General features: G+C 35.1%; 26 protein-coding genes. 9 read left to right on the top strand and 17 right to left on the bottom strand.

Annotated elements, in window-relative coordinates:
* The first annotated feature begins 9 nt into the window (after positions 1–9).
* Positions 10–867 carry a hypothetical protein gene (locus tag RRB46_RS04510; protein ID WP_311537673.1) on the top strand — a complete coding sequence of 286 codons (858 nt, stop codon included), beginning with the start codon at positions 10–12 and terminating at the stop codon, positions 865–867.
* Positions 868–893: 26 nt separating this feature from the next.
* On the opposite strand, the gene RRB46_RS04505 is transcribed toward RRB46_RS04510, so the two are convergent.
* The 8 genes from RRB46_RS04505 to RRB46_RS04470 form a co-directional block, all read right to left on the bottom strand.
* Positions 894–2,180, bottom strand: coding sequence for a C39 family peptidase (locus tag RRB46_RS04505; RefSeq protein WP_311537672.1), 1,287 nt, complete (start codon positions 2,178–2,180; stop codon positions 894–896).
* Entirely contained in the window at positions 2,177–3,475 is a 1,299-nt protein-coding gene (locus RRB46_RS04500; RefSeq protein ID WP_311537671.1) for a C39 family peptidase, read from the bottom strand. Before RRB46_RS04500 ends, RRB46_RS04505 begins: the two co-directional genes overlap by 4 nt.
* Positions 3,476–3,619: 144 nt before the next feature.
* Positions 3,620–4,294: a TlpA disulfide reductase family protein gene (locus RRB46_RS04495; RefSeq protein WP_311537670.1), complete on the bottom strand. Its 675-nt coding sequence runs from the start codon at positions 4,292–4,294 to the stop codon at positions 3,620–3,622.
* Positions 4,284–5,153, bottom strand: coding sequence for a 4Fe-4S binding protein (locus tag RRB46_RS04490; RefSeq protein WP_311537669.1), 870 nt, complete (start codon positions 5,151–5,153; stop codon positions 4,284–4,286). The genes RRB46_RS04495 and RRB46_RS04490 overlap by 11 nt, the downstream gene beginning before the upstream one ends.
* Positions 5,146–5,283 (bottom strand): CD1871A family CXXC motif-containing protein, encoded by a 138-nt coding sequence (locus RRB46_RS04485; RefSeq protein WP_199792195.1) that lies wholly within the window; start codon positions 5,281–5,283, stop codon positions 5,146–5,148. Before RRB46_RS04485 ends, RRB46_RS04490 begins: the two co-directional genes overlap by 8 nt.
* A gap of 41 nt (positions 5,284–5,324) precedes the next feature.
* On the bottom strand, positions 5,325–6,437 hold the full coding sequence (locus RRB46_RS04480) for a HAMP domain-containing sensor histidine kinase (RefSeq protein ID WP_296129223.1): 1,113 nt from the start codon (positions 6,435–6,437) through the stop codon (positions 5,325–5,327).
* Complete coding sequence (locus RRB46_RS04475; protein WP_296129225.1) at positions 6,418–7,098, bottom strand: response regulator transcription factor; 681 nt, start codon at positions 7,096–7,098, stop codon at positions 6,418–6,420. The genes RRB46_RS04480 and RRB46_RS04475 overlap by 20 nt, the downstream gene beginning before the upstream one ends.
* A 143-nt stretch (positions 7,099–7,241) precedes the next feature.
* On the bottom strand, positions 7,242–7,763 hold the full coding sequence (locus RRB46_RS04470) for a radical SAM protein (protein WP_311537668.1): 522 nt from the start codon (positions 7,761–7,763) through the stop codon (positions 7,242–7,244).
* A 370-nt stretch (positions 7,764–8,133) separates the two neighbouring features.
* Here RRB46_RS04470 and RRB46_RS04465 point away from each other — a divergent pair, with 370 nt between their 5' ends.
* The 4 genes from RRB46_RS04465 to RRB46_RS04450 all read left to right on the top strand — a co-directional run bounded on the left by RRB46_RS04465 (position 8,134) and on the right by RRB46_RS04450 (position 10,942).
* The gene (locus RRB46_RS04465; RefSeq protein WP_296129231.1) at positions 8,134–8,736 is read left to right on the top strand and encodes a PepSY domain-containing protein; all 603 of its coding nucleotides are present in this window, start codon (positions 8,134–8,136) and stop codon (positions 8,734–8,736) included.
* A 156-nt stretch (positions 8,737–8,892) separates the two neighbouring features.
* On the top strand, positions 8,893–9,507 hold the full coding sequence (locus RRB46_RS04460; protein WP_296129234.1) for a PepSY domain-containing protein: 615 nt from the start codon (positions 8,893–8,895) through the stop codon (positions 9,505–9,507).
* A gap of 126 nt (positions 9,508–9,633) precedes the next feature.
* Complete coding sequence (locus tag RRB46_RS04455; protein ID WP_311537667.1) at positions 9,634–10,203, top strand: PepSY domain-containing protein; 570 nt, start codon at positions 9,634–9,636, stop codon at positions 10,201–10,203.
* Between the two features lie 142 nt (positions 10,204–10,345).
* A complete protein-coding gene (locus RRB46_RS04450) occupies positions 10,346–10,942 on the top strand; it encodes a PepSY domain-containing protein (RefSeq protein ID WP_311537666.1) in 597 nt (198 codons plus the stop codon).
* Positions 10,943–11,071: 129 nt separating this feature from the next.
* Here RRB46_RS04450 and RRB46_RS04445 read toward each other — a convergent pair whose 3' ends face one another.
* The 4 genes from RRB46_RS04445 to RRB46_RS04430 are packed head-to-tail and all read right to left on the bottom strand — an operon-like array spanning position 11,072 to position 15,472.
* Positions 11,072–13,684, bottom strand: coding sequence for a glycoside hydrolase family 38 C-terminal domain-containing protein (locus RRB46_RS04445; RefSeq protein WP_311537665.1), 2,613 nt, complete (start codon positions 13,682–13,684; stop codon positions 11,072–11,074).
* Positions 13,684–14,700 carry a PTS fructose transporter subunit IIC gene (locus tag RRB46_RS04440; protein ID WP_296129246.1) on the bottom strand — a complete coding sequence of 339 codons (1,017 nt, stop codon included), beginning with the start codon at positions 14,698–14,700 and terminating at the stop codon, positions 13,684–13,686. Before RRB46_RS04440 ends, RRB46_RS04445 begins: the two co-directional genes overlap by 1 nt.
* A gap of 18 nt (positions 14,701–14,718) precedes the next feature.
* On the bottom strand, positions 14,719–15,024 hold the full coding sequence (locus RRB46_RS04435) for a PTS fructose transporter subunit IIB (RefSeq protein ID WP_296129248.1): 306 nt from the start codon (positions 15,022–15,024) through the stop codon (positions 14,719–14,721).
* Between the two features lie 10 nt (positions 15,025–15,034).
* Positions 15,035–15,472 (bottom strand): fructose PTS transporter subunit IIA, encoded by a 438-nt coding sequence (locus RRB46_RS04430; protein WP_311375882.1) that lies wholly within the window; start codon positions 15,470–15,472, stop codon positions 15,035–15,037.
* Between the two features lie 247 nt (positions 15,473–15,719).
* Between RRB46_RS04430 and RRB46_RS04425 the strand changes: the two genes are divergently transcribed.
* Positions 15,720–17,636: a BglG family transcription antiterminator gene (locus RRB46_RS04425; RefSeq protein WP_296129252.1), complete on the top strand. Its 1,917-nt coding sequence runs from the start codon at positions 15,720–15,722 to the stop codon at positions 17,634–17,636.
* A gap of 94 nt (positions 17,637–17,730) precedes the next feature.
* Here RRB46_RS04425 and RRB46_RS04420 read toward each other — a convergent pair whose 3' ends face one another.
* From RRB46_RS04420 to RRB46_RS04405, 4 genes are all read right to left on the bottom strand, one after another.
* Positions 17,731–18,144, bottom strand: a complete 414-nt coding sequence (locus tag RRB46_RS04420) for a hypothetical protein (protein WP_311537664.1) — start codon at positions 18,142–18,144, stop codon at positions 17,731–17,733.
* Positions 18,145–18,229: 85 nt separating this feature from the next.
* On the bottom strand, positions 18,230–19,981 hold the full coding sequence (ilvD, locus tag RRB46_RS04415) for a dihydroxy-acid dehydratase (RefSeq protein ID WP_311537663.1): 1,752 nt from the start codon (positions 19,979–19,981) through the stop codon (positions 18,230–18,232).
* A 199-nt stretch (positions 19,982–20,180) separates the two neighbouring features.
* Positions 20,181–21,434 carry an FprA family A-type flavoprotein gene (locus tag RRB46_RS04410; RefSeq protein WP_311537662.1) on the bottom strand — a complete coding sequence of 418 codons (1,254 nt, stop codon included), beginning with the start codon at positions 21,432–21,434 and terminating at the stop codon, positions 20,181–20,183.
* A 12-nt stretch (positions 21,435–21,446) separates the two neighbouring features.
* Positions 21,447–23,372 carry an acyl-CoA dehydrogenase family protein gene (locus tag RRB46_RS04405; protein ID WP_311537661.1) on the bottom strand — a complete coding sequence of 642 codons (1,926 nt, stop codon included), beginning with the start codon at positions 23,370–23,372 and terminating at the stop codon, positions 21,447–21,449.
* 329 nt (positions 23,373–23,701) lie between these two features.
* Between RRB46_RS04405 and RRB46_RS04400 the strand changes: the two genes are divergently transcribed.
* Positions 23,702–24,415 (top strand): hypothetical protein, encoded by a 714-nt coding sequence (locus RRB46_RS04400; RefSeq protein ID WP_311537660.1) that lies wholly within the window; start codon positions 23,702–23,704, stop codon positions 24,413–24,415.
* Between the two features lie 256 nt (positions 24,416–24,671).
* On the top strand, positions 24,672–24,848 hold the full coding sequence (locus RRB46_RS04395) for a hypothetical protein (RefSeq protein WP_311537659.1): 177 nt from the start codon (positions 24,672–24,674) through the stop codon (positions 24,846–24,848).
* A gap of 162 nt (positions 24,849–25,010) precedes the next feature.
* Here RRB46_RS04395 and RRB46_RS04390 read toward each other — a convergent pair whose 3' ends face one another.
* A complete protein-coding gene (locus tag RRB46_RS04390) occupies positions 25,011–25,490 on the bottom strand; it encodes a GNAT family N-acetyltransferase (RefSeq protein WP_311537658.1) in 480 nt (159 codons plus the stop codon).
* A gap of 152 nt (positions 25,491–25,642) precedes the next feature.
* Between RRB46_RS04390 and RRB46_RS04385 the strand changes: the two genes are divergently transcribed.
* Positions 25,643–26,842, top strand: a complete 1,200-nt coding sequence (locus tag RRB46_RS04385) for a hypothetical protein (protein ID WP_311537657.1) — start codon at positions 25,643–25,645, stop codon at positions 26,840–26,842.
* Positions 26,843–26,917: the final 75 nt, after the last annotated feature.

Here is a 26,917-nt window from a genome sequence, read left to right as displayed (position 1 = left end):
GATAATAGTATGAAGTATTTTAAAAATAATTTTGCAAGCACTTTATGTATTTTAGGCCTTTTAGGCTTGATTTTTAAGGCTTTTCTTGCAAAATACCTAGTTATTGATGAAAATTTAATAGAAAGGACTCTCACATCCCTAACAATCGCCTATCTGGCCTTTAAGATTTCCTTTATAGATACAAAAAAGGTATTTGTCATGTTTGTACCACTCATCTTTTATAGCCTAGTCATGGCCATAGTTATAAATGGTAAAAATTTTGGAAAAGTTCCTTACGATTTAGTTGAAATCATTACAAATATTTACAAGTTAATGCTTATGGTGGGTGGATTTTTTATCCTAGAGCTTATTATAAATCAAATCCTAGGAAGCCGCATAATTCCAATTCTTGCAGGACTTTCTCTTTTAATATTTTTTGCCATAATTTTTATAGGAAGGCTAGAAATTCTTGATCCTTTTAAGGATTATTTTCTTTATTTTAGCTTTTATCTGATGGCAATTAAGGTAAGGTCTGCATCAAGCATCAGGCCTGTACTCCTAGTCCTTGCCCTAGGCCTTGTGGCAGGAGAAGTCTACCTAAAAGAAAGGTTGGTCAAAGTCGACTACGGCTTTATGCTTACAATTTTCCCTCTGACCTATCTAGCCCTTAAAACCATTAGCAAGGAAGAGGCTATGGGCTTTAGCGATTATCTTATCTTTGGATTAATTTATATATATCCAGCCCTCTTTGTGATAATTAAGGCATGGATGCCTATAGAAGATATTGGAATTTTGATAATTTCAATCCTTGCCACCTATATTATTGCTGAAGCTATTTACAAGATAAAAAATAAATACCTTTCCTATTTGCTTTTAGGAATTGATTGAGAGGCAAGCTTTATAGGCTTGCTTTTTTATTTTATCTCCCAGGCCACTGTCACTTCGTCCCTTAGTCTCCTCCATGGTATATTATCAAGGGTATTTCTTCTCATATTATAAGGGTCGTTTATGAGGAAATGGTCCTTTTGGTAGGAATCTACAACCATGTAGTGGCCTGCATTTATAAAGGATCCTGCCCCTACCCTTACAACTATAGGATTATTTTTAAGGGCCTGGACGAAGGCGTCTTTTTGGACTGGTATGTCGTAGGATTTAAGGCCGTAGGCTTCGATTCCTTCTATGAAATATTGCCAATCAGTCCCATCCCAAGATGAGTAGTCACGGGCTACTGCCATGGTGTTGGTTGGGTAGATATCGTTGGTATTAAGCTTTCTATTTAGGACCATGGCCATGGCTGTTGGTCCACAACCAAAAGCTCCCATGGTACCTGTTGCATAGGCCCTGCCTGCCCAACGCCCATCTTTCTGGTAAAAATAAGGAGTCTTTCTCATGAGATTTTGGGAAAAGCCCGGCTTAAATTCGCCATTTGTTCCCCTAGTAAGGTTGGAATGGGCAACATCGTATTGGTAAATGGCCTCGCCCCTATCATTTATCTTGTAAAGCTTATGATTAAAGACCTTCTCTGTATTTCTAAGTAATCTTAGGCTTCTTTCGTGGAAGGCGTATTTTTTGCCGGAAATTTCTACCAGGCCCTCAGCAGGCTTGCCATCTTCAAAAAAGTACCTATCCCCAACCCAGCCTCTGGCATACTTGCCATCGGTCTTAGTAGCTTCGCCAAATTTATTAAAATAATAATTTTGCCCATTAAAGATCCTATTTTGCTTTCTAAAAATCGCCCCATTTTCATCAAAACCATAGGTGATATTGCCAATGGTCTTTAGGCCCTTGGCGTAGCCTGTTTGAGGGTCATAGTAGCCGAGCTTGCCATTGAAATAATCCCAACCTATATAATGGGCTTCGCCAGCCTTATCCACATGGATATTTTCGCTTGCAATTGTCATATTTTTGATCATTTGGCCGGTCTTTTTATCAAAATACCTGCGGACTTCGCCTGTATCTGTCAGGCCCTTGGCAAGGCTCCCGTCAGGATTTTTGTGGTAGATGTCTTCTCTTGTTGGCTCTTCTTCTTTTGGGGCTTCTTTACGAATTTTCTCATCGCTTATGCCCTGGTTTTCCTTTAATTCTTCAAGGATGACATCTAAGTCTGTATCATCATAATAGACAATATCTGCCGCAAAGGCTGTATTTATAGTCAACAAGCCTGATAAGGCCAGACTTATTAAAAATAATTTCTTTTTCATTTGATCTCCCAAGCTACTGTTACTTCTTTTCTAAGCCTTGACCAAGGGTGCTTGTCCAAGGTGTTTCTTTTTGAATAATTTGGGTCATTTATATAAAAATATCCATCCTTATAGGAGTCTATGACTAGGAAGTGGCCGCAGAAAATAAAGTGGCCTGGGCCTACCCTCACCACGATTGGATTTTTCTTAAGGGCTTGGATAAAGGCCTGTTCATGGACAGGAACCTCGTAGGTCTTTAGACCATAGGCCTCAGATCCTTGGGTGAAATATTGCCAATAAGTTCCGCCTGATGATGAATAATTATTAGCCACATCTAGCATATTGGTTGGGTAAATATTATCTGACTTAAATTTCCTTGCTAGGACCATGGACATGGCTGTTGGCCCGCAACCTAGGTCAGACATATTGCTTGTGGCATAGGCAGTCTTCTCCCATCTCTTGTCATTTTGGTTAAAGTATGGGGTCTTCCTGCCCAAATCTTGTGAAAATCCCGGTTCAAACTGGCCATGAGTTCCTGGATTTAGCTTTTTGTAGGTTATATCCTTTATAAAGCTTGCACGGCCATTCCTATCAAGCCAGTAGGATTTATGGTCAAAGGTCACCCTGGTATTTCTAAGCATCCTCTTATCAGAGTCATTGAAAAAATATTTGTAATTTCCGATTGTGACAAGGCCTGAGGCAGGAGAACCATCTTCAAAATAATACCTATCTCCAACCCAACCCCTGGCATACTTACCATTTGTCTTCTTGCCTTCGCCAAATTTATTAAAATAATAATTTTGCCCATCAAAAACCTTGTTTCTGCTGCGAATAAGGGCTCCATCTTCATCAAAGCCATAAAGCTTGCCATTTATTTCTTTTAGGCCCTTGACAAAGCCTGTTTCAGGTTGGTAGTAGCCGAGTTTTCCATTAAAATAATCCCAACCTATGTAGTGGGCTTCGCCATTTTTATCTACGTGGATATTTTCGCTAGCAATCTGAGTATTTTTGACCATCTGGCCAGTTTCCTTGTCAAAATATTTGCGGACCTCGCCTGTATCTGTCAGACCCTTGGCAAGGGTCCCGTCAGGATTCTTATAATAGACATCTTCCCTGGTGGCCACTTCTTCCTGTGGAGCTGGAGCCTTTTCTGTTTCCCCACTAGTGCCTGTCTGATATTCTTCAAGAAGGGCATCTAGATTTGAATCATCGTAATAAACAATATCTTCTGCTGCAAGGGCAGTATTTACGCTAAGAATGCTTGATAACAATAAACTTGCGACTAAAAATTTCTTTTTCATTTTATTCTTAAACATTACCTTCCTTAAAAATTTTCACTTGCAAAAATTAACTTAATAAATTCATCTTACATAAGTTTATTATATCAAATAAAGCCATCTTTAGGCAAAAAAATCCCGGCTCTTGCCGGGAAAAAAGTTATTTATTAAGGGGTTAGGTTTTTATTTATTGCTTGCTTCTTTAGCAGCTTCGATGTTTTTCATCAATTTTTCTTGTTGGTCCTTGCTTGTGATGGCTCCTACTACATCATCTCCTATGACATTGCCATTTTTATCTACTACTATTGTTGTTGGGTAGGCAAAGATATTGTCGATGAATTTTTTGATGTCGCCTTCTTGTTTTACTCCTAGGGCCTGGTAAGTTGGCTTGTTTTCTTCGATTATTCTCTTATAGGCTGCCTTTGTTGAGTCATCGTATTCGCTGTCTGTGCAGAGGGTTACGAAGTTTACTTTTTCATCCTTTTTGAATTCATCAGCTAGTTTATTTAGCTCTGGCATTTCTTGTATACAAGCAGAACAGCCTGTAAACCATAGGTTGATGACTGTTGCATCATATTTTCCTAGATCTTCGTTGGTAAATTTCTTACCTTCTTGATCTGTTGCTTCAAATTTGCCAAGATTTGATGGTCTTTGGCTTGGGTCTACATCTTCAATTTTTGTAGTTGTATCTTTTGTTATTTGGGCGCCTTCTGGCATTTTTCCTTCTGGAACTTCCATTTCTTGAGCTTGTTCAGCTCCCTTATCTTTAGCTTCTTCCTTTGGTGCGTTTGATCCACATCCTGCAAGTACTAGAACTAGGGCTAGGGCTCCTAGGCCTTTTTTGATATTATTTTTCATCTTTTTCCTCTTTCTTTTTAATATTTAAAAATTCGCTTGTGATTGCCTTTGTTGGACAAGCCTTTAGGCAATCGCCACATCTGATACATTCTAAGTGACTGGTTGACTGTCTTATATCCACATCCATCTTACAAACTCTAGCACACTTGCCACAATTTATGCACTTATCCTTGCTTAGTTCTAATTGATAAAATGAGAACTTATTAAATAAAGAATAAAAGGCTCCAAGTGGGCAAATCCACTTACAAAATGGTCTAAAATATATGATTGATAAGATTATTGTAATGATTAATATTACAAATTTCATCCTAAATAATGGGCCTAGGGCCATCCTTAAGTTGGCATTTCTGCTTGCTAGGGGAAGGGCTGCTTCCATTATGCCTTGGGGACAAATATATTTACAGAAATAAGGGGGAACCACTTCGTATTTTCCCTTCAAGGCAAAGCCTACAAAAATTAATAGGCTAGTTAGGATTATGTATTTGACTGATCTTAGGACCTTTAGTTTTTTGGTGGAAAATTTCTTTGTTGGTATCTTATAAAATAGGTCTTGGAAAAATCCGAAAGGACATAAGAACCCACATATAAGCCTACCGACCATGACACCAAAAAACATCATAAGGCCCATCACATAAAAGGAGACCCTGTACTTGGCTGAGCCAATTACAGCTTGTAGACTTCCTATAGGACAAGAACCTGCAGCACCTGGGCAGGAATAGCAGTTAAGGCCTGGCAGGCAAATTTTCTTGCCAGGACCCTGGTAAATCTTTCCCTTTAGGAAGTTGGGTAAGTGGAAGTTGTGAGCTAGGGTTGATAGGGCTTGAATTATTATTCTCTTTGTGTTTTTTACTCTATCCAATTCCTATACACTCCAAACATAAGTTAATTGCCTTCATAAAGACTGTGTCGGCCTCTTTTCTATAAAGCCCGTAGCCAATGAAGGCCAGGCTTAGGGCTAAGATGGCCAATGATTTTTTATATTTTTTCATTTCTCACCTTCCTTAATCATGATAACATAGACCTTGTTAAGTTATGATAAAGACTTAGGGATTTTTATAATAAATATTGACCCGCAAGGCTCGTTTTCCTTGATATCAATATCTGCCCTTAGCATATCAGCTATAGTTTTTGAAAGGGAAAGGCCAATGCCATAACCCTCGCTTCCCCTAGAATTATCGACTTGATAAAAAAGATCAAAAATCCTAGCCTTATCAGAATCGCTTATGCCAATGCCTGTATCCTTAACCAAAATCCTTATCTCATCGCCCGATTCTTCCCCGCTGACCTTAACAGAACCGCCTTCCTTATTATATTTGATGGCATTATCAATAATATTGTAAAGGAGCCTCTGCATGAGGGAGTCATCGCTTATTATATCTAGGTCTAAATTCTCATAGGCAAGGCTGACCTTTTTATCACTTGCCTTATCCTCTAAGTCAAGGATTATCTCATCGACCAAGCTCTCTAGGGAAAACTTGCTTAGCTTAAGCTGAGACTTCTTCCTCAAGGATAAAATCGCATCGACAAGGCCATTTAACTTGTCTACATTGTGTTCAAGGACCCTCACCATCTTCATAGAGTCTTCTGTGTGGATTTTTTGCTTGTAGACATCAAGCTGGCTTTTCATAACAGCAATTGGAGTCCTCAGTTCGTGGGCTACATTTGAAGAAAAATCCTTCTGCCTTTTGTAATCTGCGTAAATTTTCCTAAGCATCTTGTCAAAACTTTGAGAAAGCTCGACAATCTCTGTCGATTTAGAATCAACTAGGGCCAGATTTTCAAAGCTTTCTGGCTTATCTATATCCACATCGCTTATCTTTTCCTGGAGGTTTTTAAGGGGTGCCAAGATTTTCCTGATAATTAGGGCAAAAACAAAGGACCCAACTATAATCACACCGGTGATTATGAAGAAAAGATAGATTTTAAAATCGCTGGTGAATTGGAGTTTGGACGAATCCACAAATAGGACCACCGAATGGTCCCTAAAGGGAAGATTGGTCTGAAATTCCTCCATCACAGCATCTATGACCATGGACTGCTTGCGGTTTACAAGATACATAACCACAAGGAGCATAAGCGCAAAAATTATCACGACAGATGCGATGAGCTTAAAAATTATCGAATCATAAAACTTCTGTTTCATGGATACGATAGCCCCTGCCTATCACATTTTCAATCAGATTTTTCCCGCAAACCTTCTTGATTTTCTTCCTCAAAGATGACATATGAACCCTGACTGAATTTGAAAATTCATCCACATTAGAGTCCCAAACATGCTCTATAAGCTCCTCGGTTGGAACAAAGCGTTCAGAATTTAAGAATAAATATTCCAAAATACCTGTTTCCTTACTAGTTAGGCTAATTACTTGACCCTGATAGGAAGCCTCTCTCTTGGCCGTATCAAAAATTAAGCCTGCTATGGCAATTTCACTTTCTGTGTGGACTTGCTTGCGTCTAAGCTGGCTTCTCATCCTAGCATCAAGCTCCTTAAGGGCAAAGGGCTTGGTCATATAATCACTTGCCCCAAGGTCAAGTCCTGCCACCCTATCTTCTATATCAGAACGGGCTGTAAGCATGATTATAGCAACTTCCTTATCAAAAGACCTAATAGATTTTAAAACCTCAAAACCATCCTTAACAGGCAAATTCACATCAAGGATGATGATATCATAATTTTCCACATAAGCCATATCAATGGCAGTATCTCCATCACTTGCCTTATCAGTAGCATAGCCCAAAAGATTGAGGCCTTCGGCAATAGAATCAAGCAAGTCGAGTTCATCTTCAACAATAAGAACCTTCATAAATCCTCCTAACTTTCTACAATAATTATATCAAATCCTTGTTAAATTTAGATAAAGTTTTGCAAATAAAAATGGGATGCCACAAGTAAAATCTAGCCCAAAGACTATTTACCTGCCAACAACCCAATTTGAATAAATTTTAATCAACCCACACCGAAATCTGTGATTTCAAATAAAATATCAACCTTTGGATCATCTTCTAGATACCTGTATTTTTCGACAAACCAGCTAACCAGGTCTTCATCCCTCTTTATGGGTGTGGAATTATTCATGAAAATATTGACAGTAGCATGGGAAAATTCCTTAATTATTTCCATATCCCTATCAATCATCTCCTTAGTCTGGCCCTTAATTCCAACCATCACACAAGGAGAATCAAAATATTTCTTAACCTGTCTATAATCTGTAAAGGTAGCACCCTTTCTTAGGACCTTTTCCCTAAAGTCATTGTCAAAAGTCTCAACGCCAGTCTTAAAGGTAATAGGAATTTTAAAATAATCTCTAATCTCATCTAGCCTATGCCTATAAATCCAATGAGCCTCAAAAAACAAGTGCTTGATATTTTTCTCATCTACAATCCTCTTAATCTCCGCAAGAGTAGCATCAGTCAGGTCAAAAACCGAAGCTGAATCGATTACTTCAAGGACCCCATACTCTCCGGTCACATTTTTTAAAACCTCAAAATTAACCTCATCAATCGCTTTTTCATCGACTTCATTATCATCTATATAATCACAAAAGGCACACCTGCCCCACTTGCAAGGCCTAGCCTTTAAAAGAACAATCTCCCTTTTAGTCTTATCAGTAATCTTTGAATACCTATTGATAAAACCACCTCCCTAAGTAATTTTTTCAATCTTTACCTATGATTCTACTTCAAAAATAAATATATACATTTCATGCTTAAATGTAAATAACATTTTCAAAAAGTTAAACTCGACTTCAATATAAAGTATTTTTTTAAAGAAAAAGATTGAAATTATTAATTTTAGAGTATAATGTAAATTAGAAAGAGATTAATATTAAGGAGAAAAAATGAAAAATAAAAAATTAATAATGATCCTAGCAGCAGGCCTAGCCCTTAGTGCTTGTGGAAATCAAGCTGCAAAGCCAGCTAATGATGGAGCAAAAGAAGTAAAACAAGAAGAAAGCCAAGTGGCAGAAAATAATGATGCAGTAAAGGAAGTATCAAACGATGCAAACACAGCTGCAAAAGAACCAATCCCAACCACAGAAAAAACACTAGAAGAAGCAATCGACGCTTTTTATGCCCACTATAAAGATGAGGCAATAGAGCTAACAAGTGCAGAGCTTGACGAAGAAAATGGCAAATATTGCTATGGCGTAAAGGGTTTTAAAGATGGCCAAGAGTACGAGGCTGTTTTAGATGCTAATACTCTAGAAGTCATCAGCGAAAAAACAGAAGCAGAAGATGACACAAAGGTAATGGCTATAGATAGAAAAGCTATAATCACAGGCAAAGAAGCCATGGAAAAGGCCCTAGAAGGCCAAGCTGAAAATGTTTATATCGAAGGATATGAACTAGAAGTAGAAAATGGCAAGGCAGTCTATGACATAGACCTAGAAAACGCAGAAGATGTAAGAATCGACGCAGCTACTGGCGAAATAATTAAATAATTTTAAAATAGGCCTTCGGGTCTATTTTTTTATTATCATACTTACAAATCTTAAAACTTTTGTAAGAAATATTGAACTTTTCTAATCTCTGGTATAATATATTTAAGAAAACAGGAATTCCTTTTTTGAGCTGATATTATATAAGAGGAGTAAGATATGAAAATCAAAAATTTAAGCCTAATTCTTTTAGCAAGCCTTATTTTAGGAGCCTGTGGTAATAAAGAAGTAAAACCTGCAGAAAAACCTAAACAAGAAACAAGCCAGGTCGAAGATACAAATACTGGTGTAAAAGAAGTTTCTGACGATGACAAAAAAACTGATGACACAGATAAAGAAAAAGCTCCTGAAGTGGCCATGAATATGGAAGACGCAGTCAAAATTTTCCACGAACACAATTTCGGAGATGCATCAGCTGATTCTTTTAATTTCGATAAAATTAAGGTAGAAATCTTAGATAAGGATATAATCTATAGCATTGAAGGCTTTAAAGACGGCAAGGAATACAAGCTTAAGATAAACAACAATGGCAAAATTTTAGAAGAAAAAATCGAAGATGATGACGATAATAAAAAACTTGCCATAGATTTTACTAAGATAATTTCTGGTGAGGACGCCTGGGAAAAATCCCTAGAAGGCCAAGCTGAAGATGTTAAAGTCAAAGAATATGAACTAAAAATTGAAGACGGCAAGGTAGTCTACGACATAGAGCTAGATAATGGCAAGGACGTAAAAATTGACGCCACAACAGGCGACATAATAAAAAGAGACTAAATTCTAAAATTAATAGGCCCAAATGGGTCTATTTTTTCGCTAAAATCAAAGCAAACCAATAAAAATTGATAAGGCAAAGCTATTTAGTATAATCTCAATAACAAAGAGATTCTTATGGAGATATAGATGAATAAAAAAGTGTTAATAGGTTTATTAGCCTTTGTTTTCTTGCTAACGGGATGTTATAATACAAATAAGGAAAATAGTGAAACAGGTATAAGGCAAGTTGAAAATAAAAATACGAAAATTTCCAAAATAAAAAAGAAACCTGTCCCAGATTTTGCAAAAAGCTTAGATGACGCCCTAAAAATATTCCACAACCACAACTTTGGTGAGGCAGACATGGATTCAATAAATATAGATAAAATAAAAATGGAATTTACCAATGAGCTTTTCATCCTAAATATTGAGGGATTTAAAAACGGAAAGATATATAAGCTAAAAATCGATGACAATGCCCAAATCCTAGAAGAAAAAATCGAAAAAGACACTAACAATAAAAAACTCGCCCTAGACTTCAAAAATATTATTTCTGGCGTTGATGCAATGGAAAAGGCCCTAGAGAAGCAAAGTAAAGGCGCTTGGGTAAAGGGATACGAGTTAAAAATCGAAGATAAAAAGGCAGTTTACTACATAAATATAGCAGAAGGCAGAGATATAAAAATCAACGGGTCAACGGGAGAGATAATAAAATAGACTAAAAAATCCTGCTACAATTTAATTGATTTATCAAGTCTAAAAAGCTTTTGATATAGAATAGACATTAAACTCTATAATTTGTAAAACATAGGCCTTTTGGTATAATACTAATGTTCAAAGCTTTTATAAGGGGGAAAATATGAATAAAAAAATACTAGCTCTACTTCTAGCAACAAGTTTTGTTTTTGCTGGATGCAATGGTGAAAAAGCTGATACCAAAGAAGAAACTAAAGTTGAAGAAAAAGCAGAAGCTCCTGCTGACGATAATAAAGAACAAGCTACTGATCAAGCAGATGACAATAAAGAAAAAACTACAGCTGAAATGGTCATGCCAGATAACAAGGTAACCCTAAAGGCTGCAAGCTACAAATTTGAAAACCACGTGGGTGGTGCTCCTTACAATCTTACAGAGGTAAGCTATGAAGTTGAAGATGGCGAAGCTTACTATACCTTTGAAGGCGAAAAAAATGGAGATGAATATAAGCTAAAGGTAAATGCCAACTCAGCAGAAACAACAGAAGCTGAAATGGAAAAGGAAGCCGATAAGGAAAACCCAGTAGACCTAGGCAAGGCCATCCCACCAGAAGAAGCCATGCACATAGCCCTAGAATCAAACGGCGGCGGAGAAATAGAAGAATGGAAACTCTATAACGACGGCGAAGGCGAAAAATACAAATTTGAATTAAAAGATGGCAAGGAAATTACTGTTAATGCTATCAATAAGAAGATAATGTAAATCCTTGATTTATTCTAAAAATTCTACCAATACAAAACCAGAGCTTATAATACTTTAGCTCTGGTTTTTGCTTATTTTTATTTCTAGAGATCTTAATTGATTATAAACTATTTATCAGATTGATTTTTATCAAACTCTTTTAGATATAGAAATCGTCTTATAGTCATAAGCTCTAATTATTGAATCTGTTTCTATTTCGTTTTCTGCCGCATCTAGATATTTTATTTCCCAATCACCTAGTCCTTCGAACCTAAGATTCTTATCTTTATTTGTTGGGTTAGAATATCTTATTACAAAACCACCATCATTTGTAAAGGCAGGATATATTGAAGTCACTAATACATTATCTTTATTTTCAAATAGTGAATACTCTCTTGGCAGTTCTAAATACTCAAAATCATACCATATTTTATTATCTAATCTATTTATAAATTTATTTAGTTCTTGTTTTTGGTAGCTTATATCTTGTGACAGCCTTAACGCACTTTCTTTTGATATTAACTCCTCATCTATTGGTCCATCATTTACTAAAATGCCAAACTTATACTCAATTAATCCTATTTCTTCTGCTAATGGGGTTGGCATCATGATGTGACCAGCATTTGTTGTATCCCCTGAAGCCCTTCCTGGTCTCCACAATAAATTTGGTTTTCCAAGTTGATTAGTGGTTGATAATAATGTTATGTCAATTCTATTCTCGTTTTTTTCGTATTCTTTCAAACCATTAGTAAATATAGTTAGTGTTTGCTCTTCGTTAGTACAAGATACAGATTTATCCATATTGTATATATTCACTGGTTTTTCTTCATAAACATTTTTCCAGTCTTCATCAATGATTTTATTATCATATTCATAGAATCCATTTTGAATTTGAGAATAAGAATTGCCAGCATCGCTATTTGTATTAACAGATAATCTTAGTCTATGAGAATATATAATATTGTCGAAAACTAAGTTAAACTCGGCATTTTCGCCTTCTATCAAGGTGATTTTTAGCTCATAAGAAACTTCTTCCATTTCGTTATTACTTAATCTATTTTCTAGATTTTTCGGAAGTTTCTCACTTCCTCTAACCACCATGATCTTATAATCATCATATTCATAAACTTCAAAGTTTTCCCAAGATAATATTATCTCTTTATCTTCTGATATAGGCGAGAAGTCATATGTGTCTCCTCCATTTCCCATATCTTTTAACCTAATAAAATCTTTATATACATTTGATTCACAAATCATGTCTATAGATCCATCATTGAATTCAAATCTATATTTACTGTTTTCAATATAATTCTCACCTGTCATTTTTCGAAGATTATCTAAACCTGTATCTGACTCTTCAAAGCTAATTACTTCGTAGCCCATAGCTGGTAATTTACAATAGATTTTAGCTTTTATTTTATAATATCCGTCTTCATTGATATATGTGTCACCATCAGAGTTCCATAATTTTATATTGTTTCTACCTGGTACATACTCTTTATCTATAAGGATTGATTTTCCATGATTTAAAAATCTTATATTTTCCTCTTTGCTTATAAATTCTATCTCTTTATAACCTTCAAAAGGATAAGGATCAGTATTAAATACTAATATTTCGTTATATTCTAACTTTAATGATTCTGATATATATTTTTTAATATAATTTTCAACGCCATCTGCTAATTCATTTGCTTCTTTTATCCTTTGCAAAATATCTTTTGTAACATCATCAGATACACATCCACCAATGCTATCGTGAGCATGGTTTTGAAGAACTTTTTTCCAAATTTCAACTATTATTTCAGTTGATAAATGTATACCTAAACTTTTTGCTATTACTGCTAAAGGCTCAATTCTTCTTATCATTTTTTGCTCAATGTCAAAATTCTCTAATTTTAGAGGCATTCTTATTCCACCAATTGTACGGTGGATTCTAGAAAATCTCGGAGCTCTTAAGTCTCCTTCATATTCAACTAAAGAATCCTCTTCAATTAAATCATCTGCAAAAGTTTGATAATCGCTTATTAATATTTCATAATCAGATAGTTCATTTAATTTTTCTACATATTCCTCAAAATTCGGTGTAATATTTTTTTGATCTCCACCTACAGGCATTAAAATATTATTAAAATTTTTCCACTGACATATGAAATCCACGTGATTTTTTATTCTTGTATTTGCAAAATAATCTGGATTTTCATAATCTTTTTTAAAAATTGCGCCAATAGAATATCCATATGGGAAGCTTGCTCCAACAACTTTTTTACCGCTAAGTCCCTTCCAAATATAATACGGTGCATCAACATTAACGCCATAGTCAATTCCTCTCCATGAGAAAAAATTGTTTATTCCAGCATGGTTTAATAGAGTAGGAAGTTGGGCATTAAAGCCAAAAGTATCTGGCAAATACCCACACATAGATGATCCACCCATTTTATTCGCTTCCCTAATACCAATCAATAGGTTTTTTAAAATTGATTCATCAGTAACTAATAAACAATCAGTTTGTGTATACCATGGTCCGATGAACAATTGTTTATTCTCTATTAACTTCTTAACCCTTCCTATATCGTTAGGATTACATCTTAAATATTCTTCAACTACAGACGCTTGACCATCTATCTCAAATTTCATATTTGGATTGTTTTCTAGTTCATTTATAACTTTCGAAAAAACTATATCGCTTAATACCAGTGAATCTTGGAGAGTAAAATACCACTCTCTATCCCAATGAGTATGATTTACTAAGTGTATTTTTTTCATTAAGCTTCCTTCTTTTTACTTCTACCTTTTAAGAAATTAACTATTAGAGCTGTGGCAATACCGCCAGCTGCTATAGATACTAGGTATAAAGGTATATTGTTAACAAATGGAATCGCAAAGAACGTTGCCATTGTTGTGGCATGAGTAATTCCAAATACAGCATTCATACTACTTGATATAGCAGTACCAATCATTATACTTGGTATAACTCTAAGCGGATCTGCAACAGCAAATGGTATTGTACCTTCTGTAATTCCTACAATTCCCATTACTATAGCGGATTTTGCATTTTCTTTTTCAGAATCAGAATAAAGTTTTGGTGCTAAAAGAGTAGCTAAGAACATACCAAATGGAGGTAGGCCTATTGCAATAAGCATAGCTGTACTTATAGCGTAGTTTCCATCAGTAAATGCTGCCATTCCAAAAGCATAGGCTATTTTATTTATAGGACCACCCATATCAAAAGCCATCATTGCACCGATTACAGCTGCTAAAATAGCATTATTTACACCAGAGAGTCCATTTAACCAATTAGAAACCCCTTCTGTCATCATTGAAATTGGAGTACCTATTACATACCATAAAAGCAAACCTGTTACGAAGGTTGTAATTATAGGGATAATAAATAAAACTTTAAGAGTTTGAACTCTAGCTGGAATAGGAATTTTCTTTAATTCTTGTGCTAGATAACCACATAGTAAACCGGTAATCATTCCGCCTAAGAATCCTGTTCCCATATTGTAAGCTATAATACCAGTAACAAATCCTGGTGCTAAACCCGGTCTATCAGCTATTGAAAAAGCTATAAAAGCTGAAATCATAGGAACAATAAAATTCAAACCTGTTTGTCCAATCATTCTGAGAACTCCCCAGAATGTTTCTGTTTCATCCCAAACGCTTAAACCACCAAAAATTACAGCAATTGATGTCAACAAACCTGCCGCCGTTAAAAGTGGAATCAAATAAGAAACGCCAGTCTGTAAATGCCTTAAAATTTCCTTACCTTTATTTTTCATAAAACTTCCCCCTAATAATTAAATTTCACCTGTTGCCTTCTCGATAACTGATTTACCATCTTTTATTACTTCATTAGTTCCGAATTCATAAATTTTTTTACCATCAAATCTATCTTTTTCACTAACTACTGTATCAACAGCAAAAATCACTACATCTGCTTGATTAATGTCATCTTCAGATAACTTATCTTCAAATCCCATTGCTCCTTGGGTCTCAACTTTTATTTCGTGACCTAATTCTTTTGCAAACTTTTCAAGATTAGCCTTAGCCATATAAGTATGAGCTATTCCTGCTATACATGCACTTACTGCTACTATTTTCATTTATTACCCCCTAAATATTAATTGCTTCGTATAATTGATCTAAACTTTTTGATTCTTTTATGGATGATATATAAGCATCATCCATCAATTTAGCTGATAAGTTAGCTAAAACCCTTAAATGTTCTGTTCCATCTCCATCCTTTATGGCCAATAAAAAAACATATTTTGTTTCTTCACCATCTAGGCTTTCCCAGTTAATGGGATTGATTAAAGTTGCCATTGCTATAGCTGATTTTTTTATAGCCTTGCTTTTTCCATGTGGTATAGCAATCCCATTACCAACTCCTGTAGTTATTTGGTTTTCTCTTTCAATTACATCTTCTAAAAATACATCAAAATCATTTAAATAACCGTTATCATCTAATTTCTTTGCTAGAGCTTTAATAGCTTCATACTTATTTTTAGCCTCTAGATTGTATATGATATTTGATTTTTCAATATAAGACACATAAATACCTCCCTTCATATTTTTTCATTTCTAAAATATCGCCCCCTTATATTACTTTTTGAAAAATGATATCTGATTAAGAATACCTTTTCCTGTTGCTTATATCATATATCAAATACTTATATTTGTCCTTATTCATTTCTTCCACAAGTTAAGTAGACTTGTGGAAGAAATGTAAATTATAAATAGTTATAAAGATGATATAATAGGATTAAATGAGCTATTTATATCTAAAGAGAGGATGGAAATGAAAGAAAATAGAATTAAAAAGATATTTGAAATCCTTACCGATGATTTTAAAGCTTATACTGCAAACGATATTTCTAAAATTGTCGGATATTCTAGTAAAACGATTAGGGAAGATATCAAAGAATTAAACTTACTTTTAAAAAATAACGGAGCACGTATTGAATCCAAATCAGGTGTTGGTTATAGATTTATATTAAGTGATAAAAATAAATTCTATAGGTTTGTCAAAGAAGAATGGCCTAATTATGCCTTTAACGATGATCTTAACAATCAAGAATATAGAGTTAATCAAATAATTTTAACCTTAGTAAAAGAAAAATCTTATTTTAAATCTGATGAGTTTCTAGACTTATTATATATAAGCAGGTCTCAATTAAACCAAGATTTGAAAATTGTTAGAGAAATTCTATCTGAAAACAACATAAATATAATTTCTAAACCTCATTATGGAATGAAGATAGAAGCGCAAGAGATAGATGTAAGATCTTTTATTGTAAAATATATAGAAGAAAGTTCTAAATTTAATAGTAACATCTTACAAGAAGTTAGTAAAATAAGCACTTATAGAACTAATCAAATAAGTTCCTTTGTCCTAAATAAATTTAAGGAATATGGATTCGATACAAACCTCGTTAAATACAATAACTTTATTAACTATTTAATAATATCAATTTCAAGAGTGAATATAGGATTTTTAATATCTAATGATAATAAAAATGAACCAATTTATGAAAAATATTCATCAATATATAAATTGAGCCTAAGTATAGCAAAAGAATCAGAAAAACTTTTTAATGTAAAGCTTGACAATAAAGAAATTGAATATTTATATATAAATCTCCTTAGTAAAATAGATTCCTATATTCCATCAGAATATAACGAAAACATTGAACAAATCATTGAACGATCCTTAATGGCAATTAGAAACACCCTCTCTATTGACTTATCAAACGATACCGATTTAAAATCATCACTCACTATTCACCTAACACCAATGATTAAGAGAATTAAATACGGTATCAAACTTAAAAACCCTCTCTTAGATGATATAAAAAGAGATCACATAGCTATGGAATGTGCAAAACTCTGTGCATCCTATATTAACGATATTTACAAAATTAATATAAACCCAGATGAGCTTGGTTACATAGCCTTACACTTCAGCGCTTCCTTAGCTAAGCTAAGGGATAATCTAAACAAAAAGAACATACTTCTAATTTGTGCTAGTGGTAGAGCTACAGCAAGAGTGCTAAAGTATAGATTTATGCATGAATTTTCAAAATATATAAATATACTGGATACAAGTGATTATCTAATGGCAATAAGCATGGATTTAAGTTCATACGATTTAATAGTTTCAACAATTCCCATAAAACTTAAAACTGAGGTCCCAATAATAGAGGTAAGTGCTTATCTATATAAAAAAGATGTAGATAAGATTCTCATGGCTTTAAAGAGCGAAGAATCCATCCAAGAAATAAAAGATCTTTTTGCTAATAATATTTTCTTTAATCCTAACAAATCCAACAAATTCACTAGAGAAGAACTCCTTAAAGAAATGGTCGATAAAATTGATGTTATAATTGATAAGGAAATTTTTCTTAGAGAATTAATGAGAAGAGAAGAATTTGCTAGTACAGGCCTAGAAAATAGAGTCGCTATTCCTCATCCTCTAAATCAAGTAATAGATTATAATTTCCTGGGTTTATATATTAGCACAAGCGAGATTGATTGGGAGGGAAAACCAGTAAATATAGTCTTTTTACTAAATTTAAATGATAAAGTAAAAAGATCCACTATTGAAAATTTTTATAAATATCTTAGCGATTTTCTAAATGATGACACTAGGATTTTAAAATCTATAAAATCATCTAACATAGATGATTTTTGGAAAATATTTTTTTCAAAATCATAAAATGACCTCTACAACTTGACTTAGAGGTCATTTTTTTAAAATATTATATTTTCATATATTTTACATAGATTAAAACATAAATTTCATAAAAATATTACTCAAAACTATTTTCATAAATATCAAAGAATCTCGATACAAAATTTGCTTGGTCCTTTTCTTCTGGAGTCCCTGTTTCTACTTGCCCGCCGTAAATTTTGTAGGCTTGGTAGGTTGTTTCGCTTAAATCTTCTAGGTCAAATTCTTTTTGGATTAGATTTATGCCATCTGTGTATTTTTCTGTGAGGGCCTGGTAGGCTTTGTGAGGATCCTTAAATACTGCCATTCCGTTTTTATCTGCCCCTATTTCAAATCTCTGATCTATTTTCAAATATTTATCTACATCTACATTGCCCTTTATATTGCCTGTTCCTACTATATATTCCTGGGTGGCTGGATTTTTGACTTTGCCTTGAGAGTTGCAGGCTGTTAATATTAAAATTAGGGCAAGGATTTTGAATATTTTTTTCATAATATCCTCCTCATTTTTGTTTATTAAATAATACCATGAAATCAGAAAAAATTTAATTACAAGTTTTGTAAGTATTTGAAAATTCCTAATCATCAAATTCCAAATAAGCACCCTTCATCGGGCTTACTGAATGTTCCATCAAAATTTTGATGGCTCCTCTCTTGTATTTTGGCTTTCTTTTTTTATAATTTTTTCTTCTTTCTTCTAAGACCTTTTCTACTTCTTCCTTACTGCATCTTTGCCTATTTATTCCTATTATATTTAGCCTTCTTTCAGGGATATTTATTTCGATTATATCTCCATCTTCTACTAGGCCAATAGGGCCTCCTTTGGCTGCTTCTGGGCTTACATGACCTATTACTGGTCCTGTTGATGCTCCAGAAAATCTACCATCTGTTATTAGGGCGATTGATGCTCCAAGGTCCTTATCTGAAGAGATCGCTTCTGATGTATAAAACATCTCTGGCATGCCACTTCCAACTGGGCCTTCATGTCTAATAAATACGGCTTCTCCCTTATTAATTTCTTTATTTAATACTGCTTTTAGGCATTCTTCTTCGCTATCAAAGGGCCTTGCGATAAGTTCTGCCACAAACATCTCTTTAGGACAAGCTGTATGCTTTATGACCGCTCCTTCTGGGGCTAGGTTGCCCTTTAGAACTGCTACTGACCCACCCACACTTATTGCTTTGTTATAAGGAAATATTATGTCTTCTTTTTTGATATTTAGCTTAAACTTCTCATTGAATTTATCAAGAAGGTCTTGGCATTTTTCAAAATATCCATCTCTTTCTAAATCTTTTAGATTTTGCCTGATTGTTTTGCCTGTTATGGTCATCTCATCTAGATTTAGTAGGTCATAACAGTCTTTCATCACAGCTGGAAGGCCTCCTGCGTAATAAAATAATTCTGCAGGCCATTTGCCAGCTGGCCTTATATTTAATAGGAAGTTTACCTTTCTGTGAATTCTGTCAAAGTCATCCCCATCTATTTCTATACCTAGTTCGTGGGCTATGGCTGGAAGGTGGATCATGGCATTGGTTGATCCTGATATGGCTGCGTGGATTAGGATGGCATTTTCAAAGCTTTTCTTTGTTAAAATATTAGATGGCTTCATAGACTCATCGCCTGCTATTTCAAAGGCTCTAGCCCCTGCCATTTGAGCGTATTTTTTAATATCATCTCCTAGGGCAGGTAAGACTGCACTTCCTGGTAGGGCAAGACCTAAGGCTTCTGCCATTATTTGCATGGTTGTAGCTGTGCCTATGAAAGAGCAGGCCCCACAAGATGGGCAGGCCTTGTGCTTGGCCCAGTTTAATTTTTCTTCTGTAATTTCTCCTCTTTCATATTGGGCAGAATACATGCCAAGTTGCTCTAGGGTTAGCATTTCTGGCCCTGCCGCCATGACTCCACCAGGAAGAAATAGTCCTGGCAAGTCTACCCTTAGCATGCCCATCAAAGATCCGGGCGCTCCCTTATCGCAAGATGCCACAAAAATTGCAGAGTCAAACTGTAAGGCACTTGCTTGGATTTCTATCATATTTGCAATCATTTCCCTACTTACTAGAGAATAATTTATCCCATCTGTGCCTTGACTTTGCCCATCGCACATGTCTGTGTAATAATATCTTGACCCAAATCCACCTTTATCGTAAATTTCCTTCCTAGCTATTTCAACCAAGCTATCTAAATGGGCTGAACCAGGATGGGAATCTCCAAAGGTTGACCCTATGTAGATTTGAGCCTTAGATAGGTCTTCCACCTCCCAGCCCATGCCGATTCTTAAGGGGTCAAGCTCAGGTGCTACTTTTCTAGATTCTTGTGATCTTAATTTCATTTTTTCTCCTATTTATGATTTTAAAATGATTTTATATTGACTTATCACTATTAATTTTAAATTGTAATTGATATCTTCTACTTTTTACCATTATAAGGAGCAGATTCATTTTTTCAAGCCTTCTTTCAATTTCCTATAAGTAGGCTTGAAAAAATTTCCACGCAAAAAGGCGAGGAAATCCTCGCCTTTAGATTTTTATTTATTTTTTGCCCTTCTTTTGTGAAGCTGCTTTTGCTTTTTCTTCTCTTCTCTTCTTCATTGAGTCGAAGATTCCTTCTACTATGGCATCCATGTCTGGTTCTTTTGCTTTCTTTAGTGATGATACTATGTCTAAGCTTTCTGGTAGGACGTCCATTAGTCTTAGTTCTTCGTCTATGAATTTTTCCATTTTTTCTGCTGCTTGTGGAGCCCATGTTCCGTTACCTATGATTGAGATTGCTCTGTTTTGTAGGTTTAGAGCTTTCATGTCTTCTAGGTAGTTGAGCATTACTGGATAGATTCCTAGGTTGTAGGTTACTGATGCTAGGACTATGTTTGAGTATTTGAAGCTTTCTGCTATTAGGGTTGATACGTGAGTGCTTGATACGTCTCTTAGGGAGATGTTGGTCATGCCTCTTTCACATAGCTTGCTTGCTAAGGCTTGGGCTGCAAATTCTGTGTTACCATACATTGATGCATATACGATTAGGACACCTTCTTCTTCTGGTTCGTAGGTTGCCCAGTGTACGTATTTGTCGATGATGTAGCCGAAGTTGTCTCTCCATACTAGGCCGTGTAGTGGGCAGATGTATTTGAGATCTAGGCCACCTGCTTTTGCTAGGGCTTTTTGTACGAATGTACCATATTTTCCTACGATGTTTGTGTAGTATCTACGTCCTTCGTCTAGGTAGTCTCTATCCCAGTTTACTTCGTCTGCAAATAGTCTACCGTTGTTTGCTATAAATGATCCGAAGGCATCTGCTGAGAATAGGACTTTGTCGTATGAGTCATATGACATTAATACTTCTGGCCAGTGTACCATTGGTGCTTCTACGAAGGTGAATTCGTGTTTACCAAAGCTTACTGTGTCGCCTTCTTTTACTTCGATGTATCTATCGTCTACATGATAACCAAATTGTCTCATGAACATAACTCCTTTTTCAGAAGAAATTATCTTTAGGTTTGGATATCTTTGTAGCATCAATTCTATTGATGAACAGTGGTCTGGTTCCATGTGGTGAACGATTAAGTAATCTAGGTCTCTTCCGTCTAGTACTCTTGCTACGTTTACCATGTATTCTCTTGTAATTGCCCAGTCTACTGCATCAATTAGGACTGTTTTTTCATCCATTAATAGGTAGGAGTTATAGGATACGCCTTCAGGAATTGGAAATATATTTTCAAATAAGGCAAGTCTTCTATCATCGCCACCTACATAATATAAATCATCTGTTACTTTTCTAACTGTATACATTATTTCCTCCTACTACTTTCTATCTTCTGGGAATTCCATTTTGATGAATTCTTCTTTTGCTTCGCCAGATACTGGGCTTACCCAGCTGTCAGGTAGTTTGTCAAATGGTGTTCCTGGTTCTATTCCTTGGCTTGGATCGCCTACTTCTGGGTCGTATTCATATCCTGAACCTAGGTCTAGATAAACGTCTTCTTTTGGAGCCATTTTTCTTGGTTTACTTCTTTTGATTTTTGGTTGTGGTGGTGCTGGTTTCTTTTCTTTTCCATTATCAAGTTCTTTGATTAATAGTGGAAGGATTTCCATTGCATCGCCTACTATACCGTAGTCACAGTTATTGAAGATTGGAGCGTTTTTGCTGTTGTTGATTGCTACTATTGTTGATGCATCTTTCATGCCTTTTAAGTGTTGGCCTGCTCCTGATACACCTACACCGATGTATAGGTTGCCTCTGAAGCTTTGTCCAGACATACCAATGTATCTATCTAGTGGTACGTATTTTAATGTTTCTGCTACTGGTCTAGATGATGATATAGCTGCTCCTGCTTGGTAAGCTAAGTCTTCTATTAGCTTCATGTTTTTCTTTTCACCTATACCACGGCCTGCTACTACTACTCTTTGTGCTTCGCCAATTGGTGTCATTGGGTCGATGCCTATTGTAAAGTCGTAGCCGTCTTTTTTAAGGGCTGCTACTAGGTTTTTAACTGCTTCTTTTGGGTCTCCTTCGAAGATTTCGCCTTTACGAACGCCTGCGATTGGGCCTGATTTAGCAGCAGAGCCTGCTCTCTTCATCTTTGGAGCACGACCTACTGTACTAGCACCAACTACTACTCTCATGATTTCATTGGTTCCTTCGTAGATTTGTGTTATCTTAGCATCTCTGAAGAATCTTTCTACATCTACACCCTTGATATAACCTGAACCACCGTATAGTTGGATAGCTTCTGTTGTTATCTTCATTGCAAGGTCTGATGCTACTTGTTTAGCCATTGCTGCTTCTGCAGAATATCTTTCGTGATTTTCTTTTAATTCTGCTGCAGAATAGATCATTAGTCTTGCTGCACGTAAGTATGTTGCCATATCAGCAAGTTTGAATGTATTTCTTTGTAGGTGAGCTATTGGCATACCAAATTGTTCACGTTCTTTTGCATAAGCAAGTGCGGATTCATATGCTCCTTGGCCGATACCTAGGGCTTGAGAAGCTATACCGATTCTACCACCGTCTAGGGTAGCCATAGCTATCTTAAATCCTTGGCCTTCTTTACCAAGTAAGTTTTCTTTTGGAACTTTTACATTGTCAAAATGAAGTTCTGCTGTTGAAGATGATCTGATACCTAGTTTATCATAGTGGTCTGAGAAGGTGAATCCTTCAAATTCTTTTTCTACTATGAAAGCAGAGATACCATGTGTACCAATACCTGGTGTAGTAACTGCAAATACTACATATATGTCAGCTTTTGGTGCATTTGTGATGAAGATTTTCTTACCATTTAGGATATAGTAATCTCCATCAAGAACTGCTGTTGTTTCTGTACCACCAGCATCTGAACCAGCGTTTTCTTCTGTTAGACCGAAAGCACCGATTTTTTCACCTTTTGCAAGTGGAACTAAGTATTTTTGTTTTTGTTCTTCTGTACCAAAACCAAAGATTGGCCAGCTACCTAAAGAAGTATGTGCTGAGCAAATAACGCCCACACCACCGTCTACTCTAGATAATTCTTCTACTGTTATAGCGTAAGAGGTAACATCAAGGCCTGCTCCACCATATTCTTTTGGATATGGTATACCCATAAGGCCCATTTCACCCATTTCCTTAACTATATCATCAGGAAATTGGTTATTTTGATCGAGGTCGAAGGCTATTGGTTTTACCTTTTCTTCTGCGAAAGCTCTAACTTTTTTTCTAAGCTCTTCGTGTTGTTCTGTTGTTTTAAAAAGCATATAATCCTCCTTACATTATTATCCTTATGAGTCAATTATAATATTAAGAAAACGTTTTGTCAAGTATATTTTTTATGTCAAATATCTTATAAATTTGTTTGAGTGAAAAGCAAATTTTCCCAAGATAACTAAAAGAATAGTGTCATCTTTCAAGCTTTGATAAAACATCATGATAATTTTTATCAAAATTAAATATCTTGGCATTCTAATAAAAACATTTTCCTAATTGTCATGCTCACTTGTTATATAGATACCCATTTTAATTGATTCTTACATAAATTTTAAGTTTTTAAAATTACATTTAGGGTATAATAATAGTGAGGTGGAATATGAAAAATAAACTTTTAAAACCAGTAATAATTTCAATGATGGCACTAGCCCTAGTAGCTTGTGATGATACTAAACCACAAACAAGTGAAATTACAGAAGCTGAAGCTGTTGCAAGCGAAGGTGCAAGTGAAGATATGAATGTAGAAAACAAGGCAAGTGATAATAAACCAGCCTCTGATGATCAAGATGCTAAAGTGCCTACAGAAGATACAGATAAAGATGATGAAAATATCAAAAAAGAAACTATAGAAGTTAAGAAAAACGATATGAAAAAAGAAGATAAAAATACAGACAAGAAGGCAGACGCACCTGCCAAGGCTAAGGACGAAACAAAGGATGAAGATGCCCTTACAGAAGATGGCAAGTATTCTACAAGCCTTATTGCCAGCCTAAAAGGAAAGGGCGATGACTATATAAGCGCTACATCTTATGCTGCAAAAATCGAAGATGACAAGCTTATAGTATCAGGATCTTTTGACTATTATAAAGATCCAGCCGACTATGAAAATGCAAAAGAAATCGAAAATAAGGAAGACCAAAAATTTGTCATAGATGATGAGACTGTTTTTGAAGCTGTTGGCGGTATGGCACCAGCTAAAGAAATGACAAGGGATGAATTTGTAAAATATTTTGAAGAAGTAAAAGAATCAGGCCTTGGCCTAATAATATTTGTAGAAAATGGCGTGGCTAAATCAGTTTCAATTTCATCATAAAATCTACAATTAATGACCAGTAGGAAACTACTGGTTTTTTCTTTGAAAATTTTACTTGATTTTATAAAAATATTATTTTTACCAAAAGAAAATAGTTAAATTTAGGGGTTTGTTTGTAAAAAATTGATAAAAATTTAATTTTTTAGAACTTGGATAATACATTATCTTGATAAAGTTAAATCTTTATGGTATAATATTTGCAAGAGCAAGATATCATGATAAATCGATAGATATAGAAAATGAGAAAGGACTAATTATGTTTAATATCCAAGAAAACGCTACCAAAAACTACAAGCTTATAGGCCTGCAGCTAGGATCTATGCTTGGTTTATTTGCAAGTCTATCCCTCAAAGATGGTATGGTACCAGCCTTTATTATATGCTTAGGTCTTGGCTATGGCCTAGGTGCAATCTACCAGGCTAACAAGAAATGAGCATAAATTAAAAAATAAATACAACTTATAGTTTCCATACAAAGAAAGCCATAGAAAACAGAAAATATAGATGCGATCTAATATTAGATACTCTCCATAAACCATAATTTTTTTCTTAACAAAAATAAAGTTTCCTACGAAAGTGTTTCCCTAATCTGTTTTCTATTTGGCTTTCTTTTTTCTTTGCCCCTTGCTAATAAATATAATAGTATTTCCAATTTTTTCCTTCTCATCAAAGGCCAATTTTTTATGGAGACCAAGAGACTTTATATTTTTCTCACTAACTTCAGATCTTAAATAAAAACCTTCTGGAATCCTCTTTCTAACAAGGAAAAGAAGGCTTAACCCATATCCTAAATTTCTAAATTCAGGCTTTGTTTCGATAGCTTCTATTAAATATCCACCATCTCCCCTATGAAGCCTTAGGGCTGATAAGTAAGATTGTCCATTAGCTAATACGGCTAGGTAATTGTCTTTATTTTCTAAAAAATCTTTCTTTAAATATTCCTTGTAAGCACTTTCTAAATCATCAAGGCAATCATAAGATAGGCTTATCATATTTTCATAATTAGATTCTTTATAAACTTCCATCAACTTGTCTAAATCAAGATTTTCTGCCTTATTTGTAATAATTAATCTCATATTTATTCTCCTTTTATTTTCCGCCTATAATTATATTATTTTTGCTAAAATAAAAAAGCTTGAATTTTCATATTGGTTAGGTATAGTCAAACGGTAAACATTTGCAAGTAAAACGCAAACTACTTGCATAAAGGAATGTTATAGGAGGAAAAATGACAAACAAAATTAAGTTAGCAAGCCTAGCTCTTGCTCTTTCATTAGTTTTTGTAGGATGTGGCAACCAAGCTGCTAAGGATGCTGGCGAAAAGGCTGAAAATGTAGCTGAAGAAGCTAAGGATGCTGCAGAAAATGCAAAAGATAAGGCTGAAAATGCCGCTGAAGATGCAAAAGATGCCGCTGAAGATGCAAAGGATAAGGCTGAAGATGCTGCTAACGAAGCTAAAGATGAAGCTAAAGATAGGGTAGAAGATCTTAAGGCAAACTTTGAGGGCAAACTTGTCCTAAGACGTAGCCTAAAAGCTCCACACGGAGAAGGTTCATTTGCTAGAGTTGCTGTTGTAACAGATGGAGAAAAAATCGTAGATGCAAGCATCGATGAGTTCCAATATTTTGACGAAGGATCAGATTTCGTAGCCCTTCCAAACCAAGATTCTGACACAGAATTCAAAAAAGGTGCAAAAGAAGGCAAAATCCTTGGTTCAAAACTTATGAACAGCGAAGCTTATTCTAAACTTATGACAGAAAAGGCTAAATCTACAGTATCAATCGCAGATAACTTCAAGGCTATCCAAGATTTCGCTAAAGGTAAAACTATAGATGAGCTTAAAGAAGTAGTAGATGGCGCTGAAGATGGCAAGGCAATTGATGCTGTAACAGGAGCTACACTTGTTGATACAAAAGGCTACCTAGAAGCAATCATCGAAACAGCACAAGAAGATGACAATGCAGTTGCCTTTGAAGGTGACCCTGCAAATATCAAAGTTCAACAATTCTTTGGTACAGCTGGTGCAAATAATGCTGTAACAGACACATTTGTAGTAGTAGAAGATGGCAAAATCGTCGCAGCAAGTATAGATGAACTTCAATATATAGGAGAAGATGGAGTACCAAACTCAGATAAGAAATTCGGCGAAAACTACGCAGATCCTGCTAAGAAGCTTTCAAGCAAACTTGAAAACAACGAAGAATATTCAAAGATGATGAAGGATATGGCCAAGGCTACTAAAAACCTTGACGAAAACTACAAGGCTATCGAAGAATTCGTAGTAGGCAAGACTCCAGAAGAAATCAAAGAAGTAATAGATGCAAACGAAAATGGCAAAGCAGTAGATGCAGTAACAGGTGCAACCCTTAATAACACAGTAGGCTACCTAGAAGAAATCTACAAGGCTGCTACAAAAGAAGACAAATAAATAAGTCTATAATCAAAACTAGCAAGCAAATCTTAAGATGAGCTTGCTAGTTTTTTTGTAAAAAAGCGCCCAAAG

The sequence above is a fragment of the uncultured Anaerococcus sp. genome, from assembly GCF_963512375.1.
In the GTDB taxonomy this organism is placed as follows: Bacteria; Bacillota; Clostridia; order Tissierellales; family Peptoniphilaceae; genus Anaerococcus.
This window is presented reverse-complemented; position numbering and strand designations above follow the sequence as displayed.